This window comes from Serratia sp. DFXYC6, from assembly GCF_057196085.1.
This window is the reverse complement of record NZ_JBXUNV010000003.1, coordinates 85,962-104,711: the sequence shown is the minus strand read 5'-3', so window position 1 is coordinate 104,711 and position 18,750 is coordinate 85,962. Positions and strand designations below refer to the sequence as shown.

Annotated in this window: 18 protein-coding genes; 2 read left to right on the top strand and 16 right to left on the bottom strand. The window is 61.2% G+C overall.

Features of this window, described 5'->3' with window-relative positions:
* Positions 1–61: 61 nt before the first annotated feature.
* On the bottom strand, positions 62–421 hold the full coding sequence (locus tag AC2CGQ_RS16780; RefSeq protein ID WP_033645683.1) for a hypothetical protein: 360 nt from the start codon (positions 419–421) through the stop codon (positions 62–64).
* Between the two features lie 122 nt (positions 422–543).
* Positions 544–1,296 carry an esterase gene (gene yjfP, locus AC2CGQ_RS16775; protein ID WP_015376396.1) on the bottom strand — a complete coding sequence of 251 codons (753 nt, stop codon included), beginning with the start codon at positions 1,294–1,296 and terminating at the stop codon, positions 544–546.
* A 127-nt stretch (positions 1,297–1,423) separates the two neighbouring features.
* On the opposite strand from yjfP, the gene bsmA reads away from it, so the two are divergent.
* Together bsmA and AC2CGQ_RS16765 are read left to right on the top strand one after the other, a co-directional pair.
* On the top strand, positions 1,424–1,732 hold the full coding sequence (bsmA, locus tag AC2CGQ_RS16770; RefSeq protein ID WP_021504936.1) for a biofilm peroxide resistance protein BsmA: 309 nt from the start codon (positions 1,424–1,426) through the stop codon (positions 1,730–1,732).
* Positions 1,733–1,854: 122 nt separating this feature from the next.
* Complete coding sequence (locus tag AC2CGQ_RS16765; RefSeq protein WP_031300149.1) at positions 1,855–2,130, top strand: YdgH/BhsA/McbA family protein; 276 nt, start codon at positions 1,855–1,857, stop codon at positions 2,128–2,130.
* Here AC2CGQ_RS16765 and AC2CGQ_RS16760 read toward each other — a convergent pair.
* The 14 genes from AC2CGQ_RS16760 to amiB all read right to left on the bottom strand — a co-directional run bounded on the left by AC2CGQ_RS16760 (position 2,127) and on the right by amiB (position 18,749).
* On the bottom strand, positions 2,127–2,525 hold the full coding sequence (locus AC2CGQ_RS16760; RefSeq protein ID WP_016929354.1) for a DUF350 domain-containing protein: 399 nt from the start codon (positions 2,523–2,525) through the stop codon (positions 2,127–2,129). The genes AC2CGQ_RS16765 and AC2CGQ_RS16760 overlap by 4 nt on opposite strands.
* Before the next feature lie 66 nt (positions 2,526–2,591).
* Positions 2,592–4,220, bottom strand: coding sequence for an isovaleryl-CoA dehydrogenase (locus AC2CGQ_RS16755; RefSeq protein WP_021504938.1), 1,629 nt, complete (start codon positions 4,218–4,220; stop codon positions 2,592–2,594).
* 116 nt (positions 4,221–4,336) lie between these two features.
* Positions 4,337–5,068, bottom strand: coding sequence for a 23S rRNA (guanosine(2251)-2'-O)-methyltransferase RlmB (rlmB, locus tag AC2CGQ_RS16750; protein ID WP_021504939.1), 732 nt, complete (start codon positions 5,066–5,068; stop codon positions 4,337–4,339).
* 61 nt (positions 5,069–5,129) lie between these two features.
* On the bottom strand, positions 5,130–7,604 hold the full coding sequence (gene rnr / locus AC2CGQ_RS16745; protein WP_015376392.1) for a ribonuclease R: 2,475 nt from the start codon (positions 7,602–7,604) through the stop codon (positions 5,130–5,132).
* A 59-nt stretch (positions 7,605–7,663) separates the two neighbouring features.
* Positions 7,664–8,089 carry a nitric oxide-sensing transcriptional repressor NsrR gene (nsrR, locus tag AC2CGQ_RS16740; RefSeq protein WP_015376391.1) on the bottom strand — a complete coding sequence of 142 codons (426 nt, stop codon included), beginning with the start codon at positions 8,087–8,089 and terminating at the stop codon, positions 7,664–7,666.
* A gap of 233 nt (positions 8,090–8,322) precedes the next feature.
* Positions 8,323–9,621, bottom strand: a complete 1,299-nt coding sequence (locus tag AC2CGQ_RS16735; protein ID WP_025159583.1) for an adenylosuccinate synthase — start codon at positions 9,619–9,621, stop codon at positions 8,323–8,325.
* A 98-nt stretch (positions 9,622–9,719) separates the two neighbouring features.
* A complete protein-coding gene (locus AC2CGQ_RS16730; RefSeq protein WP_004933666.1) occupies positions 9,720–9,920 on the bottom strand; it encodes a DUF2065 domain-containing protein in 201 nt (66 codons plus the stop codon).
* 63 nt (positions 9,921–9,983) lie between these two features.
* Positions 9,984–10,988: a protease modulator HflC gene (gene hflC / locus AC2CGQ_RS16725; RefSeq protein ID WP_004933669.1), complete on the bottom strand. Its 1,005-nt coding sequence runs from the start codon at positions 10,986–10,988 to the stop codon at positions 9,984–9,986.
* Between the two features lie 3 nt (positions 10,989–10,991).
* Positions 10,992–12,242: an FtsH protease activity modulator HflK gene (hflK, locus tag AC2CGQ_RS16720; protein ID WP_016929360.1), complete on the bottom strand. Its 1,251-nt coding sequence runs from the start codon at positions 12,240–12,242 to the stop codon at positions 10,992–10,994.
* A gap of 68 nt (positions 12,243–12,310) precedes the next feature.
* A complete protein-coding gene (gene hflX, locus AC2CGQ_RS16715) occupies positions 12,311–13,591 on the bottom strand; it encodes a ribosome rescue GTPase HflX (RefSeq protein WP_484593772.1) in 1,281 nt (426 codons plus the stop codon).
* 98 nt (positions 13,592–13,689) lie between these two features.
* Positions 13,690–13,998, bottom strand: a complete 309-nt coding sequence (gene hfq / locus AC2CGQ_RS16710; RefSeq protein WP_004933678.1) for an RNA chaperone Hfq — start codon at positions 13,996–13,998, stop codon at positions 13,690–13,692.
* A gap of 114 nt (positions 13,999–14,112) precedes the next feature.
* Positions 14,113–15,054, bottom strand: a complete 942-nt coding sequence (gene miaA, locus AC2CGQ_RS16705; protein WP_004933679.1) for a tRNA (adenosine(37)-N6)-dimethylallyltransferase MiaA — start codon at positions 15,052–15,054, stop codon at positions 14,113–14,115.
* Positions 15,047–16,930, bottom strand: a complete 1,884-nt coding sequence (gene mutL / locus AC2CGQ_RS16700; protein ID WP_484593771.1) for a DNA mismatch repair endonuclease MutL — start codon at positions 16,928–16,930, stop codon at positions 15,047–15,049. The genes miaA and mutL overlap by 8 nt, the downstream gene beginning before the upstream one ends.
* Before the next feature lie 22 nt (positions 16,931–16,952).
* Complete coding sequence (amiB, locus tag AC2CGQ_RS16695) at positions 16,953–18,749, bottom strand: N-acetylmuramoyl-L-alanine amidase AmiB (protein WP_004929933.1); 1,797 nt, start codon at positions 18,747–18,749, stop codon at positions 16,953–16,955.
* Between the last annotated feature and the right edge of the window lies 1 nt (position 18,750).

The following is an 18,750-nucleotide window of genomic DNA, read 5'->3' as shown; positions in this document are numbered from 1 at the left end:
AGAAAGCCCGTTCAGTCCGCACCGGAGCGCCGCCCGTTGGGCGCTCCGCTTCCCCCGCCAATCAGAGCTTGAGCAACGCCGGCGCGTTGAGCGCCTTGCCCGGATTGTGCAACTGCAACGCCATCCGCAGATAGTGGGTGCGCATTTGCAGCAGATCGGCACTTTCCGCCAGGGTCGCCCGCTGTTCGAACGAGAGTGCTCCCGGCGCCGCAGTGTGAGTGGCCGCCGCTTTCGGCGCGAAAGAGAACAGTGCCGTCATGTTTTGCACCGTATGCGCGGTAATGCGCGACAGCGGATGCACCTTGCCGTCGGCTGCCTCCAGCATCTCGCTGAAGGCCGCTGAGTTAAGCTCGGCGCGCGCTTTCATCGTTCCCATCAAACTGCGATCGGCGTCGGCCGTCTTGCTGATACCCTTTATCATGCCCTGCTCCTTGCTGCCCCAGAAAGAATTCACGCTGACATTCTCCCCTTCGGGCGGCCAAACGATGGCCGAAACAGCAGGCACAGAGCGCTGCAATTCCATGCATCGTGCCCGGCGGCGCATCACAGCTCGCGGCGGAAAAAGTCGGCCGTGGCGGACAACGCCAACGGCGTGATGCGGTGCTTCACCCCCGGCTCGACGAGCGACGTCAAACGGCCATCCGCGCCTTGCCGCCGCAGTTCGGCCGCCAAACGCAGGCTGTCCGCCGCCGGCACCACGTCGTCCGTCTCGCCGTGCCACAGCAACAACGGCCGCCCGGCTATCGTCTCCAAACGCCCTTCCAGCTCATATTCCGCCAGCACGGCGGTGCGCGCGGCAAACGCCGCCGGCGAGAGCACCTCGCCCTCTTCGCCCAACGGCGGATACAGCGTTTGCGCCAGTGAACGGTAATAGCCGGAGCCCATCAGACTGGCGGCCGCCCGGATCCACGGGAAGCGCGCGAAGGCGCCAAGCGCGGTCATGCCGCCCATTGAGGCGCCGGCAACGCCGATGCGTCCGTCGGCAATCAGGCCAAGCCGCTCAAAATGTGCCTTGATCTGCGGCAGCTCGTCGATATTGCTGCGCAGGATCTCCCAGAACGCCGCCAGGCGCCGCGTCTCATCGCCGTCGAACCGCTCGCCGTGCCGATCGGCATCCGGCAGCACCGCCCGAAAACCGGCGCGCGCCAGCGCATAGGCGAAGTAGGCGTACACCTCTTTCGACGAGGTATAGCCATGGCAGAAGAACACCGTCGGCAGCGGCCGATGATACTGCCCCGCCGGCACCGCATGGATCACCGCAATATCGCCCGCCCGCTCGTCATGAATTTCGATCATCCGTTCATCCTCAACTCACCTGTTGGCATTCATCATGACAAACTTGCGCCAGCCAGCGTTAGCTCAATCTGTTCCAGCTTATATTGCGTTACACTGAAGCCATCGCACCGGCTCTTTCGAGGTTCCCATGACGTTTGTCCGCACACTTATCGCCCTGACGCTGGCCGCACAGCTTTCCGCCTGCGGCATCATGACCACCACGCCGAAACCGCCGCCGCCGCCCACCGCACAGGCGCAGGAGATCGTCCGCGCGCAGACCGTCGAGCTGGTGAAAATCGGCACCGTCACCGCCGTGGTACGCGGCAGCCCGATGGACGTGGAAGCGGAGATCCAGCGCAAGGCCACCGCCGCCGGCGCCCGTTATTATGTGATCATCATGAACAGCGAAACCGTCGTGCCGGGCCAATGGTATTCCCAGGCAATCCTGTATCGCTAAGGCGGGGATTTTTTAAGCAGATTTACACTGGCTTTGCACAGGCTGAAGCAGGGTGTTGCACACTGAGGGACAGCATGCCGCATGTTGCGGGTGCGATTCAGGATCTGACGAAGGGGAACGCCATGAAACGCTCCACCGCACTCACCTCCCTCTTGCTTTCCATGGGGTTGCTCAGCACCGGCGCACAGTCCGCCGAGCTGGCGCCCGCCGATCGCGTGACGCCGCTCAGTGAAATCGCCGAGATCACCTTCAGCAATCTGCCCGGCTCGCCGCAGGAAGCGGAACTGGCCATCGCCCGCACCGCCGACCGACACGGCGCCAGTTATTACCGCATCCTGCGGATGGAAGAGCAGGCGCACCCGCTTGGCTGGCGCGCCTCGGCCATCTTATACCTTTAGTAGCTCATGCACGCCGCATTCAACACGCCGCCGCTAACGGAGACGCCCCCCAGGAAAATCCCGGCGGCCAGGTGATTCGCTTCGATCTTTTCGCTGATGCGCGGCATGTAGATCTTCACGGCCGCGAACAGCAGCAGTTGCACCACCAGCGCCACTACGCCCCACAGCAGGTAATCCAGCAGGCTGATCGAGTTGATCGCCGCGCTGGCCAGCGGGATCACATACCCCAGGCAAGCGCCGATAAAAGCAAAGGCGGCGGATTGATTATCGGCCTTGATCAACGCCCATTCGTCGTGCGGGGTGATGCGGGTATAGACGAACAGAAACACCAAAATCATGGCGAAACCGCTGAAGAAGTAAGAGGCGAACGCCGCCAACGCGCTGAGAATATCCATGTGCATTTTCCTGTCAGAGTGAGGCTGAATTAAAAAGGTTTTCGCCGCCGCGCGCCACCCTTTTCCCTAACCGCCGATGGCGCGGTTCAGCAGCAGTTCGCACACCTCGGCCGACAGCAGGCTCTCGCCGCGATGATCCAGCGTCAGGTGGCACCAGGCGTCGGCGATCTGCGGGCTGGCATGCTGCAGCAGCTGCGCGGCGCAGCACAGGTCGAACAGCTGCTGGGTCAGCAGCCGCCCCATCTCTTCACGCGGTTGCCGGGCGCGCTGCTGCCACTGCCGCCAGGCGTGATCGAACAACCGATTCTGGCCGCGCACCGGCTGCAGCTCGAACTGCAACATCTCGAGCGCGCCCGGCAGTTTATGCAGACTGCGCAACACGTCCAGACACATGATGTTGCCGGAGCCCTCCCAGATGCTGTTCACCGGCATTTCACGGTACAGGCGCGGCAGCTCGCTCTCTTCGCAGTAGCCGATGCCGCCCAGCACCTCCATCGCCTCGGCGATGAACGGCATGCCCTGGCGGCAGATGCTGTATTTGGCCGCCGGCGTCAGCAGGCGGCTGTAGATCAGCTCGCCCTCATTGCTGCGACTTTCCCAGGCGCGAGCCAGCCGGAACAGCAACGCGGTATGCCCTTCCAGCCGCAGCGCCATGCGCGCCAGAACCTGGCGCATCAGCGGTTGTTCGATCAACAGCTTACCAAATGCCTGCCGCTGCAGCGCATGATACAGCGCCACCGACAGCCCGCGGCGCATCAGGCCATGGCTGCCCAGCGAACAGTCGAAACGGGTCAGGCCGCCCATTTTCAGGATATGCCGCACGCCATCGCCCTCATCGCCCAGCAGCCAGGCGGTGGCATCCTGAAACTCCACCTCGCTGCTGGCGTTGGAGCGGTTGCCCAGCTTGTCTTTCAGCCGTTCCAGGCGAATGGCGTTGCGGCTGCCGTCCGGCAAAATGCGCGGCAGGAAGAAGCAGGACAGCCCGCCTTCGGCCTGCGCCAGCACCAGGTGCGCATCGCTCTGCGGCACCGAGAAGAACCACTTGTGCCCCACCAGCCGGTAGGCTTCGCCCGGCCCGCGCGCGCCGAGCGGCGTGGCGGTGGTGGTATTGCTCAAGACATCGGAGCCGCCCTGTTTCTCCGTCATGCCCATGCCGATCAGCAGGCCGCGCTTTTGCCCGCCCGGCAGCAGGTGAGCGTCATAACGATCCGACAGCAGCGGCGTCAGCCAGGAGCGAAACTCGGCCGGTAACGCCTGCTGCAGCAGCGGTGTGGCGCCGAAGGTCATGGTCACCGGGCACAGCGTGCCGGCCTCGACCTGCGCATGCAGCATAAAGCGCGCGGCGCGCGCCACGAAGGAACCGATGCGCGCATCCTCCTGCCAGGGCAGGTTGTGCACCCGGTTGGCGATCAGCCCCTGCATCAGGATATGCCAGGCCGGGTGAAAGCGGACGTCGTCCAGTCGCTGGCCGGTGGCGTCGTAGCGCAGCAGCTCCGGCGGGTTGGCGTTGGCCAGCCGCCCCAGCTCCAGCGACTCCTGCGTGCCGAGCTGCTGGCCCAGCGAAGCCAATACCTCGGCGTCCCAACCACCTTGCTCGCGCTGCAGCGCTTCGCGCAGCGGCGTATCGGAGAGAAACAGGTTGCTGTTACCCAGCGGCTTGGGTTGGTTAAAAACGGTGTGCGTAGTCCAGACCATGAGAGTGCTCCCTGAAAAAAGCGTCAGGAGTAAGTATGGTCGGCGCAGGGATTTCTGCCGCAGGCGGGATCACAAGAGGGGGAATTAACGGGGGCACTGCGCCCCCGTCAGGAGAATCAGCCACGCTGACGCACCGCTTCGAACAGGCAGATGCCGGTGGCGACCGACACGTTCAGCGAAGAGACGGTACCGGCCATCGGGATGCTGATCAGCTCGTCGCAGTGTTCGCGGGTCAGGCGGCGCATGCCTTCGCCTTCCGCGCCCATCACCAGCGCCATCGGGCCGGTCATTTTGCTCTGATACAGCGTATGGTCGGCTTCACCGGCGGTACCCACCACCCAGACATTCATCTCTTGCAGCAGACGCAGCGTACGCGCCAGGTTGGTCACGCGGATCAGCGGCACGTTTTCAGCCGCGCCGCAGGCCACTTTCTTGGCGGTGGCGTTCAGCTGGGCGGAACGGTCGCGCGGCACGATCACCGCGTGCACGCCGGCCGCGTCGGCGCTGCGCAGGCAGGCACCGAGGTTGTGCGGGTCGGTCACGCCATCCAGCACCAGCAGGAACGGCGTCTCCACGCTTTCCAGCAGGCTAGGCAGATCGTTCTCCTGATACTGGCGCCCTTCGCGCACCCGGGCGATGATCCCCTGGTGCACCGCGCCTTCAACCTTGTCATCCAGCCATTGGCGGTTCGCCACCTGAATAACGATGCCGGTCGCTTCCAGCTCGGCGATCAGCGGTTGCAGGCGGCGATCTTCGCGGCCTTTCAGGATAAACACTTCCAGGAAGCGTTGCGGGTCGCGCTCTAACAGGGCTTTGACGGCGTGGATGCCGTAAATAATTTCGCTCATGATGCTCTTTTAAATTCGTGCGGCCGGCGATAACCGGCCGATGATAACGATGTGCGGCAGGTTAGGCCTGCTCGGCACCTTTCTTCTTGGCTGCGCGTTTGGCTTTGGTCGCCGCCGCGATTTTCCGCGTTTTGTCGGACGCTTTCTTGGCTTTCTTTTTCGCCTTCTTCACGTTGTCCGCAGGCTTGGCGTCATCCTGCTTGCGGAAGGCGCTGTCCGGCTCGAAGTTGGCCGGCGGTTTGCCGCCGCGGCGCTTGCCGCGCCCTGCGCTACCGTTGTCGCGCAGCGTACGCTGGCCGCCTTTCTTGGCGCGATCGCGCTCGGTTTTGCCTTCACCGCGCGCTTTGCGGGTGCTGGACACCAGCGCGAAGTCGATCTTGCGCTCGTCCATATGCACCGCGTCCACGCGGATCTCCACCGTATCCCCCAGGCGATAAACCGTGCCAGAAGACTCGCCGATCAGGCGCTGGCCGATATTATCGTAGCGATAGTAATCATTATCCAGCGTTGATACGTGCACCAGCCCGTCGATAAACAGATCGTTCAGGCGCACGAAGAAGCCGAAGCCGGTCACGCTGGAGATGATGCCGCTGAACACTTCACCGACGTGATCCTGCATGAAGTCGCACTTCAGCCAGTCGGCGACGTTGCGCGTCGCTTCGTCCGCGCGGCGCTCGGTCATCGAACAGTGTTCGCCCAGCTGCAGCATCTCTTCGAATTCGCTGTGCCAGCCGCCGGTCGGCGTCCAGCGCTCTTTCGGCTCGCCGTGTTCCTTGGCCAGCTGATATTTGATCGCGCGGTGCAGCGCCAGATCCGGATAACGGCGGATCGGCGAGGTGAAGTGGCCGTAAGAGGCCAGCGCCAGGCCGAAGTGGCCGCGGTTTTCCGGATCGTAAATCGCCTGCTTCATCGAGCGCAGCAACATGGTTTGCAGCATTTCGTGGTCAGGGCGCTCGGACACTTCATCCATCAGCACCGCATAGTCCTTCGGCTGCGGCTTATTACCGCCGCCCAGCGTCAGCCCCAGCTCGCTCAGCACGCTGCGCAGCGCGGAGATGTGGTCGTCGCTCGGACGATCGTGCACGCGGTACAGCGCCGGCTCGTTGCGTTTCTCGACGAAGCGCGCGGCCGCCACGTTGGCCATGATCATGCACTCTTCGATCAGCTTGTGGGCGTCGTTGCGCACCGTCGGCTCTACGCGCTCGATGCGACGCTCGGCGTTGAAGATGAATTTGGCTTCTTCGGTTTCGAACGCGATGCCGCCGCGCTCGGCGCGCGCCTTATCCAGCACCTTGTACATGGCGTGCAGCTCTTCCAGGTGCTTGACCAGCGGGTGGTAATGCTCGCGCAGCTCCTGATCGCCCTGCAGAATGTGCCACACCTTGTTGTAGGTCAGGCGGGCATGGGAGCTCATCACCGCTTCGTAGAACTTGGCCGTGGACAGGCGCCCCTGGGCAGAGATGGTCATCTCGCACACCATGCACAGGCGATCGACCTGCGGGTTCAGGGAGCACAGCCCGTTGGACAGCACTTCCGGCAGCATCGGGATCACCTGCGACGGGAAATAGACCGAGTTGCCGCGGCTGCGCGCTTCATCGTCCAGCGCGGTGCGCGGACGCACGTAGTAGCTGACGTCGGCGATCGCCACCCACAGGCGCCAGCCGCCGCCGCGTTTTTTCTCGCAGTACACGGCGTCATCGAAGTCACGCGCATCTTCACCGTCGATGGTGACCAACGGCAGCTTGCGCAGATCGACGCGGCCCTTCTTGGCCGCTTCCGGCACCTGTTCGCTGAGATCGGCCACCTGTTTTTCCACCTGCGGCGGCCAGGTATGCGGGATCTCATGGGTGCGCAGCGCGATGTCCACCGCCATGCTGGTGCCCATCTTGTCGCCGAGGATCTCGACGATCTTGCCGACCGCTTTGGTGCGGCGGGTCGGACGCTGAGTCAGCTCCACCACCACCATAAAGCCCATGCGCGCGCCGCTGACGCTGTCCGCCGGGATCAGAATATCGAAGCTCAGACGGCTGTCGTCCGGCACCACGAAGCCGGTACCGGCGTCCATGAAGAAGCGGCCGACGATCTGGCTGGTTTTCGGCACCAGCACGCGCACGATGCGCGCTTCGCGGCGCCCTTTGCGATCCGCGCCCAGCGCCTGCGCCAGCACCACGTCACCGTGGATCGCCATTTTCATCTGTTCGGCGGACAGGTACAGGTCGTCTTTGCTGCCTTCAACGCGCAGGAAGCCGTAGCCGTCACGGTGGCCGATCACCGTGCCGCGCAGCAGATCCAAACGTTCCGGCAGCGCGTAGCACTGGCGGCGGGTAAACACTAACTGACCATCGCGCTCCATGGCGCGCAGGCGGCGGCGCAGCGCTTCCAGCTGTTCTTCACCGCTGAGACCCAATTCGTTGCCCAGTTCTTCGCGGCTGGCCGGCGTTTCTCTTTTCGCCAAATGGGCCAGGATATATTCACGGCTGGGGATAGGGGATTCGTATTTTTCTGCTTCTCGTTCCAGGAATGGATCTTGTGACATTGCGGTTCCTCCGTTGTCATCAGCAGGATGACGTTGAGCCTTGTCTTTTCAACGTCGTTTTATTCGACAAGCAATAGCTTGTAGAGCGGCGGATTGTCTTCGACCATGTCGGCCAACGTATGCTTATCCAGCTCTTCAAGGAAATTCTGTACGCCCTGTTGGAGCACCTGCTTCAATCGGCAGGCAGGGGTGATGTGGCAAAACTCGCTGCTGCAGTTAACCAGCGCGAGCGGCTCCAGCGCCCGCACCACGTCGCCGAGGCGAATGCTCTCGGCCGGTTTGCCCAAACGGATGCCGCCATGCTTGCCGCGCACCGCCGTGACAAAACCCACCCGGCTCAACTGATTGATGATCTTCACCATATGGTTGCGAGACACGCCATAAACCTCGGTCACTTCCGAGATGCTGGTCATCTTGTCCTGCGGCAACGAGGCCATGTAGATCAACGCCCGCAGGCCATAATCAGTAAAACTTGTTAACTGCACATCTTACCTCTGGGTATCACTTTACCCGTCTGATACGCCGCTTTTCGGCGCTATTCAAAAGATTACTCATTGGATAATAAACCAGCCGGAGAGTTCGTCGCTAATTATTTAGCGAATCCCGCGCCCTAAGGCGGGTTTATGAAAGGATTTTTTGACGTGAAACCGCAATCGGAGGGAGTCAGGATAAAAACAAACCGGGACGCGCCCGGTTTGTTTAATGCCGCAAAGCCTGATTATGCGTCGAACGGGTCGCGCAGGATCATGGTTTCGCTGCGATCCGGGCCGGTAGAGATGATGTCTACCGGTACGCCGGTCACTTCTTCGATGCGCTTGATGTAGTTCAGCGCAGCCTGAGGCAGCTTGCTGTGCTCTTTCACGCCAAAGGTGGTTTCGCTCCAGCCCGGCATGGTTTCGTAGATAGGCTCGATGCCTTCCCAGCCTTCAGCCGCCAGCGGAGTGGTGTCCACTTCGCGGCCGTCCGGCATGCGGTAGCCCACGCAGATCTTCACTTCTTTCAGGCCGTCCAGGACGTCCAGTTTGGTCAGGCAGAAGCCGGACAGGGAGTTGATCTGCACGGCGCGGCGCACCGCTACCGCGTCCAGCCAGCCGGTACGACGACGACGGCCGGTGGTGGCGCCGAACTCGTTACCCTGCTTGCACAGGTACTCGCCGGTTTCATCGAACAGTTCGGTTGGGAACGGACCTGCACCCACGCGAGTGGAGTAGGCTTTCACGATGCCCAGCACGTAGTCCACATAACGCGGGCCGATGCCGGAACCGGTAGCCACGCCGCCGGCGGTGGTGTTGGAAGAGGTGACGTACGGGTAAGTACCGTGGTCGATATCCAGCAGGGTGCCCTGAGCGCCTTCGAACATGATCAGATCGCCACGCTTGCGCGCGCCGTCCAGCAGTTCGGAAACGTCAACCACCATGGCGGTCAGGATGTCGGCGATAGACAGCACGTAGTCCAGCGTCGCCTGATAATCGACGGCTTCAACTTTGTAGTAGTTGACCAGCTGGAAGTTGTGGTAATCGACGATCTCTTTCAGCTTAACGGCGAAGGTTTCTTTGTTGAACAGATCGCCGACGCGCAGGCCGCGACGAGCCACTTTATCTTCGTAAGCCGGGCCGATGCCGCGACCGGTGGTGCCGATCGCTTTCGCGCCGCGCGCTTTCTCACGCGCGTTATCCAACGCAACGTGGTAAGGCAGGATCAACGGGCAAGCTTCAGAGAGCAACAGACGTTCGCGTACCGGGATGCCACGCGCTTCGAGTTCACCCATTTCTTTCATCAACGCGTCCGGCGCCAGAACAACACCGTTGCCGATGATGCTGGTGACGTTTTCACGCAGAATACCTGAAGGAATTAAATGAAGAACGGTTTTTTCACCGTTGATTACCAGAGTGTGGCCAGCGTTATGGCCACCTTGGTAGCGCACAACATATTGAGCCCGTTCAGTCAGCAGGTCTACAACCTTGCCTTTACCTTCGTCACCCCATTGGGTGCCCAGTACGACGACGTTCTTACCCATTTTTCAAAATCACCGATTGCTTAAAAATGGATTCTACCACCGTAATTTTCGATTTTCAGCACTTTTAGCATACGATTGCATAAATTTTGGGCTAGACTTTAAAGACCCGTGCGGCCGCTCAACATGTAGTAGATCACGCAGCCCGCAACCACTATTCCACCGCCAAATCGCCGCAGCGTCGCGTCCGGCAACTGCGACATCGCCACAATCATTTTGCGCCAGGCCTGCGGAAACAGCATCGGCCCCAATCCTTCCAGCACCAGAACCAGCCCGAGCGCCAGCCAAATCGTTGAGTTCATGCATCCCCCAAAAACGAGAAAGGGCCCGCGTAAACGGGCCCTCGATCAGATTGCCTCCCGCGCTTATTTGCGCAGGGTATCAGGCGACTTCATGTAGCGGAAGAAATCGCTGTCCGGGCTCAGTACCAGCACGTCCTGATTGTCCTTGAAGCTGGCTTCATAGGCGCGCAGGCTGCGGATAAAGGCATAGAAGTCCGGATCCTGGCTGAACGCGTTGGCGAACAGCTTGGCGGCTTCGGCATCGCCTTCACCGCGGGTGATACGCGCCTGACGCTCTGCTTCCGCCAGGGTACGGGTCACTTCGTAATCCGCGCTGGCGCGCAGCTTCTCGGCTTCTTCCTGGCCCTGCGAGCGCAGACGACGGGCTACCGCTTCACGCTCGGCGCGCATACGCTGGTAGATGGCGTCGGACACTTCGGCCGGCAGGTTGATCTGCTTGATACGCACGTCGATCACTTCGATGCCCAGCGCCGCCATGCTGTTCGGGTTCACCTGCGGCTGTTTGCCGGTGGTTTCCCGCTCAACGCGCGCCGCCGCAGAGGCGATAGCGTCATCGGCTTCGGTGGTCGCCACTTCTTCGCCGTCGCCCACTGTGCCGGTGTTCAGCGCGTCACGCACGTCAGACATCAGCTTGCCGCGCGAGTCGGTCACGATGTCTTTCACGTCCAGGCGGCCGATTTCGGAACGCAGACGGTCGCTGAACTTGCGTTTCAGCAGCACTTCGGCCTGGGAGACGTCGCCGCCGCCGGTCGCCAGATAGTAACGGCTGAAATCGCTGATGCGCCACTTCAGATAGGAGTCGACGATCAGGTCTTTCTTCTCGCTGGTCACGAAGCGATCGGCCTGGTTGTCCATGGTCTGGATGCGCGCATCCAGGTTCTTCACGGTCTCAATGAATGGGATCTTGAGGTGCAGACCCGGCGCATACACCAGCGGCTTGTTTTCGCCATCGCGCAGCACCTTGCCGAAGCGCAGCACGATGCCGCGCTGGCCTTCCTGCACCACGAACAGCGAAGCGTACAGCACCACCAGCACCGCGAGGACAATAACTACAAAAGACTTACGCATTGATTACTCTCTCCCTACGCGAGTGGTGTCGTCACGCTGCGCATTCGCCCGGCGCTGATCCATAACCGATCCGCCGCTGGTGCGCGGAGTGCTGCTGTTGGCAGCCGGCGCAGGATTCGGATTGAGGCGAATCAGGCTGGTATCCTTGTTGCCGCTCTCCGTCGCCGCGCCTTGGCCGCGCAGCATCTGATCCAGCGGCAGCACCATCAGGTTGTTGCCTTTGTCGCTCACCAACACCTTACGGGTATGGCCCAGCACTTTTTCCATGGTTTCGATATACAGACGCTCGCGGGTGATCTGCGGTGCGGACTTGTATTCCGGCAACAGCTTGGCAAAGCGCGCCACCTCACCCTGAGCTTCCAGGACGGTGCGGTCCTTATAAGCCTTGGAGTCTTCCAGCAGACGCTGCGCCTGGCCGTTCGCACGCGGCTGAACTTCGTTGGCGTAAGCTTCCGCTTCACGGATGTATTGCTGCTCGTTCTCACGCGCGGCGATCGCATCGTCGAACGACGCCTTCACCTCTTCCGGCGGACGCGCCGCCTGGAAGTTGACGTCCAGCAGCGTGATGCCCATGTTGTAAGGACGAATGGTCTCTTCCAGCATGCGCTGCGTATCGTTACGCACCACGGTACGGCCTTCAGTCAGGATGCGATCCATCGAGTATTTGCCGATCACGCCGCGCAGGGCGCTGTCGGTCGCCTGGCTCAGGCTGTCGTCGGCATTGACGACGCTGAACAGGTACGCTTCCGGGTTGGTCACGCGGTACTGCACGTTCATTTCCACGCGCACCACGTTTTCATCGGAGGTCAGCATCACGCCGGACGCTGCCAATTCGCGCACGGACTCCACGTTCACCGGACGCACGTCGTCAATGAAGGTCGGCTTCCAGTTCAGGCCCGGCTGCACCAGATGGCTGAACTTACCGAAACGCGTCACGACGCCGCGCTCGGCTTCCTTGATGGTGTAGAAGCCGCTGGCGGCCCAGATCACCACCACGGCGACCGCCGCGATACCGATAATGCGGCCGCTGAAGCCCGGACCAGAGGTGCCGGTGCCGCCGCTATTGCTGTTGGAGCCTTTGCCCCCGCCGAAACCGCTCAATTTCTTGCTCAGTTTGCGGAAGATATCGTCCAAATCAGGTGGCCCTTGATCACGACCGCCTTTGTTGTTACCGCCAGAGTTGCCGCCATTGTTATTGCTGCTCCCCCACGGGTCGCGGTCCTGTCCGTTATTACCGGGCTGATTCCACGCCATGTTTTAGCTCCATATTCTGTGATTGGGTACTTCAGGCTTTCGCGAAGCATAAATGTAACAGGATATGATCATACGATAAAGTCAATCAGGTCCTGTTCTTGCTTGCAGAGACGACGCCATTCGACGATCGGCATTCGCACCACCACGCCAATGCTGCCGTCTTCTTCGTTCCACTCTTTTTCAATCGCCTGAAGCTGGTAAAAACGGCTGCGAAGACGGCCTGCCCGTGGCGGTAAGCGCAATTCGTAATGCGCGATCTCCCCCGATAAGCGCTCCGTCAACGCCTGATACAGCAACGGAATACCCTCTCCGCTGGCGGCGGACAGCCACACCCGGATCGGCAGGTTTTCGTCGTTGCGGTCGATACGCGGCACAAAATCGTCCAGCATATCTATTTTGTTCATCACTAACAGTGTAGGAATTTCATCCGAGTCTATCTCCGCCAGCACGGTGTTCACCGCTTCGATGTTCTCATCGACGCGCGGATCTGCGGCATCGATGACGTGCAGCAGCAGAGATGCCTGGCGCGTTTCCTGCAGCGTCGCCTTGAAGGCGGCCACCAGATCGTGCGGCAGGTGCCGGATAAAGCCTACGGTATCCGCCAACACGGTATTCCCCACGTCCGGCACGTCAATGCGCCGCAACGTAGGATCCAGGGTGGCAAATAGCTGGTCCGCCGCATACACCTCGGCAGACGTTATTCGGTTAAACAGGGTGGATTTGCCGGCGTTGGTGTAGCCCACCAGCGATACGGTCGGCACATCGGCGCGGGTCCGCGCGCGTCGGCCTTGTTCACGCTGCTTTTCTACCCGCTCCAGGCGGCGCAGAATCAAGCTGATGCGATCGCGCAACAGGCGACGGTCGGTCTCAAGCTGGGTTTCCCCCGGCCCGCGCAGGCCAATCCCCCCTTTTTGCCGCTCCAGGTGCGTCCAGCCGCGTACCAGGCGCGTGGCGATGTGACGCAACTGCGCCAGCTCCACCTGCAGCTTACCTTCATGGGTGCGGGCACGCTGGGCAAAGATGTCTAAAATCAGCCCGGTGCGATCGATCACCCGGCATTCGCACAGGCGCTCGAGGTTTCTTTCCTGCGCCGGGGAAAGGGAATGATCAAACAGGACAACAGACGCGCCGCTGGCTTTCACCGCATCTGCAATTTCTTCGGCCTTTCCTTCGCCGACAAAGTACTTCGGATGCGGGGCTTTGCGGCTACCAGTCACCACTTGCAAAGCTTCGACACCGGCTGAGGAGACCAGCGATTCGAACTCGTTGAGGTCTTCCGTATCTTTGTCTTGCGAGAAATAGATATGAACCAGTACGGCCTGCTCACCGGCTTCATAACGGTCAAACAAGCGTGCAACCTCTCAAACGGACACTCACCGTGAGTTTGGGGGACATAAACAGCCCGCGGCTGCTTATGCTCCCCGTCATGGTTGACTTGCAACGCGCTTTATTCAGCGTCATCGCTTTCCTGCTGCGGCTGTTGCTGCGCAGACGGATTGTTGCCATGGTGATAGTTGCTTGAACCGCCGCTCGGGTTGTTGCTGTGATGCGAAACCGGGCGTGACGGGACAACGGTAGAGATAGCGTGCTTGTACACCATCTGGCTAACCGTGTTCTTCAACAGGATGACAAACTGGTCAAAAGACTCAATCTGGCCTTGCAGCTTAATACCATTCACCAAATAAATAGAAACCGGAACACGTTCACGACGCAATGCGTTCAGGAACGGATCTTGCAAAGATTGCCCCTTAGCCATTCTATCTTTTCCTTATTTGCTTGTTGTTTGTAACTAAGAACCTGTCGGCTCTAAAATAAACGACGTAAAAAATTTGCGCGCTGAATACTCAGCAATTGTACACAATCACCCAACCTATGCACTAACAACCTGTGTCACCGAGTCCAAAGCCTCTCCCGGCTTTTCACTGTCCAACCAATGGACCGACTCCCAACCCCGTAACCAGGTCATCTGGCGTTTAGCCAACTGACGCGTTGCGCAAATACCACGATAAACCATCTCATCGTAACTAATTTCACCAGACAAGTATGACCACATCTGGCGGTAACCGACACAGCGAATGGAGGGCAAGTCCGTATGCAAATCACCCCGTGCGAAAAGTGCACGCGCTTCCGTCTCAAAACCCGCCGCCAACATTTGATGGTACCGCAGCTCGATGCGTTGATGGATCAACTCACGGCTGGTCGGCGCTATCGCAAATTGGTGAACTTGATACGGCAACGATTCACCCGAAATTTTAGTCAGTTCCGTTAAAGTTTTACCCGAAATAAAAAAAACTTCCAGTGCTCTGGACAGTCTCTGCGGATCATTCGGATGAATTCTCAATGCCGCGACCGGATCGATCGCCTGTAACTGACGGTGCAACGCCTCCCAGCCCTGCTCCGCCGCTTGCCGTTCGATGCGCTCGCGCACCGCGGGATCGGCGGACGGCAACGGCGACAATCCTTCCAGCAACGCCTTGAAATACAACATGGTGCCGCCCACCAACAGCGGAATGCGGCCGGCGGCGGTGATGTCGGCCATCTCTTTCAGCGCATCGGCGCGAAACTCCGCGGCCGAGTAAGCTTCGGCGGGATCGCGGATATCGATCAGCCGGTGCGGCGCCTGCGCCAATTCTTCGGCGCTCGGCTTGGCGGTGCCGATATCCATGCCGCGGTAAATCAGCGCGGAATCGACGCTGATCAGCTCCACCGGCAGGCGTTCACGCAGCGCGATCGCCAGCGCAGTCTTGCCCGAGGCGGTTGGCCCCATGATGAAAATAGCCGGGGGACGTGGTGTCATTTCAGTGTCAGTCATGCTTGAGGGCCGCCAGTGCGGCCTGTAAATCAACGGGTTGTAAAAGTCCGCTCGGTGGCGATTTGACCAGCTGCGGGCAAAGTCGTTCAACGTCGGTCAGCAATTGTATCGCTTGCGAGGTGTTCCACTGTTCATGTTCGCTGCCAAGGCGGCGAGCGAGCCAGGTAGCCAGCACCGCGGGCGACATCTCCTGATGTTCGGCCAGATAGCCTAACAGTTCGGGTATCAGTTTTTGTAAATTTTGTTGGCGTAATGGTAAAGGCACTGCGCGCAGCGTCACACGGCCGTGATCCGCCTGCAGATCCAGCCCCATCATCGTCAGCAGCGCCTGATGCCGCGCGATGGCCGCCGCTTCGCTCTTCTCCAACGTCAGCTTGACTGGGATCAGCAGCGGCTGCGGCCGCAGCCCTTCTGCCGGCGGGTTGAGCTGCGCCTGGCGCAGCCAGCGTTCCGCCACCGTCAGGTTAAGCAACGCCGGCTGCTGGCGCTGTTCAATCAACGCATAACACGGCGGATGGATCATCAGCACCCGGCCAAAGCTGTGTTGCCCGCTCGCCAACGGCGTTTCCGCTGCGGCTTTCGCCGGCGGGAACAGCGGCGGCTTGCTCGGGGTTTCCGGCGCGGCCTCGGCCGGCAGCTCGGCGGCGGGCTGCATCAGTTTACCGTACAGCTCGCCTTCGCGTTTTTGGTAACCGCCCGCCGTTTGCCAACCGGGCTGCGGCGCGCGCTCGCGGGCGGCGCCGGGCGATGACGGCGTTTCACGACGCGACGCCGGCAAAGAAAAATGGTTGCCGCCGGCGGCGACGCGGTTTTCCTGCTGCCAGACCGGCGCGGGCGCTTCGTCCGGCGTTTCCGCCAGCGGCAGCAACGGCGTCTGCCCGGCCTGTTGCAGCACCGTGGTCACTGCCTGGTAGATAAAATCGTGCACCAGCCGCGCCTGATGGAAACGCACCTCGTGCTTGGCGGGATGAACGTTGACATCCACCTGGTGCGGATCGACCTCCAGATACAGCACGTAAGCGGGCTGCTGATCGTCCTTCAACTGATCCTGATAGGCCTGACGAATGGCGTGATTGATCAAACGATCGCGCATCATGCGACAGTTGACGTAACAATACTGCACTTCACCCAGTTGGCGTGCCCCGGCCGGATCCGCCACCCAACCGCGGATGCTCAGATCGCCGTGCTGCCAGTCGATGCTCAACGCATGCTGTAAAAACGCCGGGCCGCAGATGCTGCCTAAACGGCGCTCGTGCTGGCTCTCTTCCTTCGCCGCCCGGTATTGGCGGATCAGTTTGCCGTTGTGGCTGAGGTTGATCGCCACATCGAAACGCGCCAGCGCGATGCGCCGCACCACTTCATCGATATGGCCAAATTCGGTTTTCTCGGTGCGCATGAACTTGCGGCGCGCCGGAGTATTGTAAAACAGATCCAGCACTTCCAGCGTGCTGCCGACCGGGTGCGCGGCGGGTTTGACCGTCACCGCCTGCTCGCGCCCTTCGGCGTAGGCTTGCCACGCTTCGCTCTGCTCGGCGGTGCGCGACGTCAGGGTCAAACGGGACACCGAACTGATACTGGCCAGCGCTTCGCCGCGAAAACCGAGGCTGACGATCGCTTCCAGGTCGTCGAGCGTGCTGATTTTACTGGTGGCATGCCGCGCCAGCGCCAGCGCCAGGTCGTCCTTGCCGATGCCGCAGCCGTTATCGCGAATGCGGATCAGCTTGGCACCGCCGCGTTCGATATCGATATCGATGCGCGTCGCACCGGCGTCCAGACTGTTTTCCACCAGCTCTTTGACCACCGACGCGGGGCGTTCAACCACCTCTCCGGCGGCGATCTGGTTGGCGAGCTGTGGCGGTAACACCTGGATAGGCATGCTGACTCCTGTAGCGGTGGCGCTAGGCCTGCGGAATGGTCAACGTCCGATCCAGCGGCGCGACGTCCGACTTCAGATTATTGACCCGTTTCAGATCGCCGACGCTGACCCCATAACGAGAAGCGATAGAGGACAGCGTGTCCCCACGGGCCACTTTATGTTTAGACGGCTTCTTCGCCGGCGTTTTCGCCTTGGCGACGGCGGTGACGGCGGCGGTTTTCCCCGCCGGCACCTTCAGGCGTTGCCCGACCCACACGCCGTCTTTCTTCAGTTTGTTCAGATCCCGCAGGGCCGCCATGGTGGTGCCGTAGCTGTCGGCGATGCCGGACAGCGTCTCCGCCCGCTTCACCACGTGGATCTGGGTCTTGCCGCTAACGCTGCGGCTCGCGCCGGCCGGGCTGACGATAGGCTCCGGCTGGCGCACGTCTGGTGTTGAGGTGTTAACCGCCGCTGCGACGTCCAGCGGTCGGTTTTCCACCTTTGGGTCGGCTTGCAGCGGATGCGCCAGGAAGTAGCTACGCAGGCCGTTATGAATGGCCTTGGCAATCTTCTCCTGATACGCGCTACTGCCCAGCAGCCGCTCCTCCGTGCTATTACTGATAAATCCTGTTTCCACCAGCAGCGATGGAATATCCGGCGAACGCAGCACACCCAGGCTGGCGTGTTCCGGCCGGCGTTTATGCAACGAGCCGACGCTCTGAAGCTGCTGCAGCACCTTCACCGCCACATCGTACCCGACGCGCTGCGAGTGGCCGAACTGCAGATCCAGCACCGCCTGGCTCAGATAAGGGTCGGCCTGGCTATTGGCCAGCAAATCGCCGGCGCCGCCGAGCAGCTCAGACTGCTTCTCGTGCTGTTCCAGCCAGCCGGCCATTTCGCTGTTGGCGCGGCGGTTGGACAGTACCCAGACGGAAGCGCCGCTGGCGCTGCGGTTTGGCGCGGCATCGGCGTGGATGGAGACCAGCACGTTGGCGCCCTGTTTGCGCGCAACGTCGGAACGCCCCATCACCGAGATAAAATAGTCGCCGTTACGCGTCAGCACCGGTTTGAACTGCGGATCGGCGTCCAGCATCGCCTGCAGGCGGCGCGCGATGGCGATGGTGACATTCTTTTCTTTCAACCCGCTCGGGCCAATGGCTCCCGGATCCTGGCCGCCGTGGCCGGCGTCGATCGCCACCACCACCCGATCGCCGGAACCGGCGGAAACGCGGCTGCTGCGCGGCGTGACCTCAGTGGCGGTGCCTGCGACCACAGTCTGTTTTTGGGTGAAGGGATTCGATCCCGTCGGCGCTTTGCGCAGCGGCGGCTCCGGCGCTTCACGCACCGCAACCGGCGCCTGACGCGGCGGTTGACTGACGGCGACCGGCGGAGGCGTTTGCACCGGCGCTTTACGCGCCACGATATTGGCGCCGCCTTCGGCCGAAATGGTGAATACCACGGTATGCACGCCGCCGTTCTGGCGAGTGGAAACGCGGGTTTTGGCGCGCTGGGTCAGATCAAACACCAGGCGCACGCTCTGAGCGTCTTTCGGCGCGCTGGAGCGAATGCTCTTCACCAGGTTTTGCCCGCTAAAGTTGAGCGGCAGGCCGCCGACTTTGCCCTTCTGGTTAACGTCCAGCACCACCCGTTCCGGGCCGTGCAGCGGGAAAAACGCATAGTCCGGCGGGCCATTGAAGCTCACCGACACCGTCGCTTCGCGTTGGGCGTTCGACACTTTGATATCGGACAGCGAGGACGCCGCCAGCGCGTTCAACGCGCCGAGCGGCCCCAGCACGGCGATCAGCATGATGACCGCAAATTTTTTCAACACCTGCGTCATT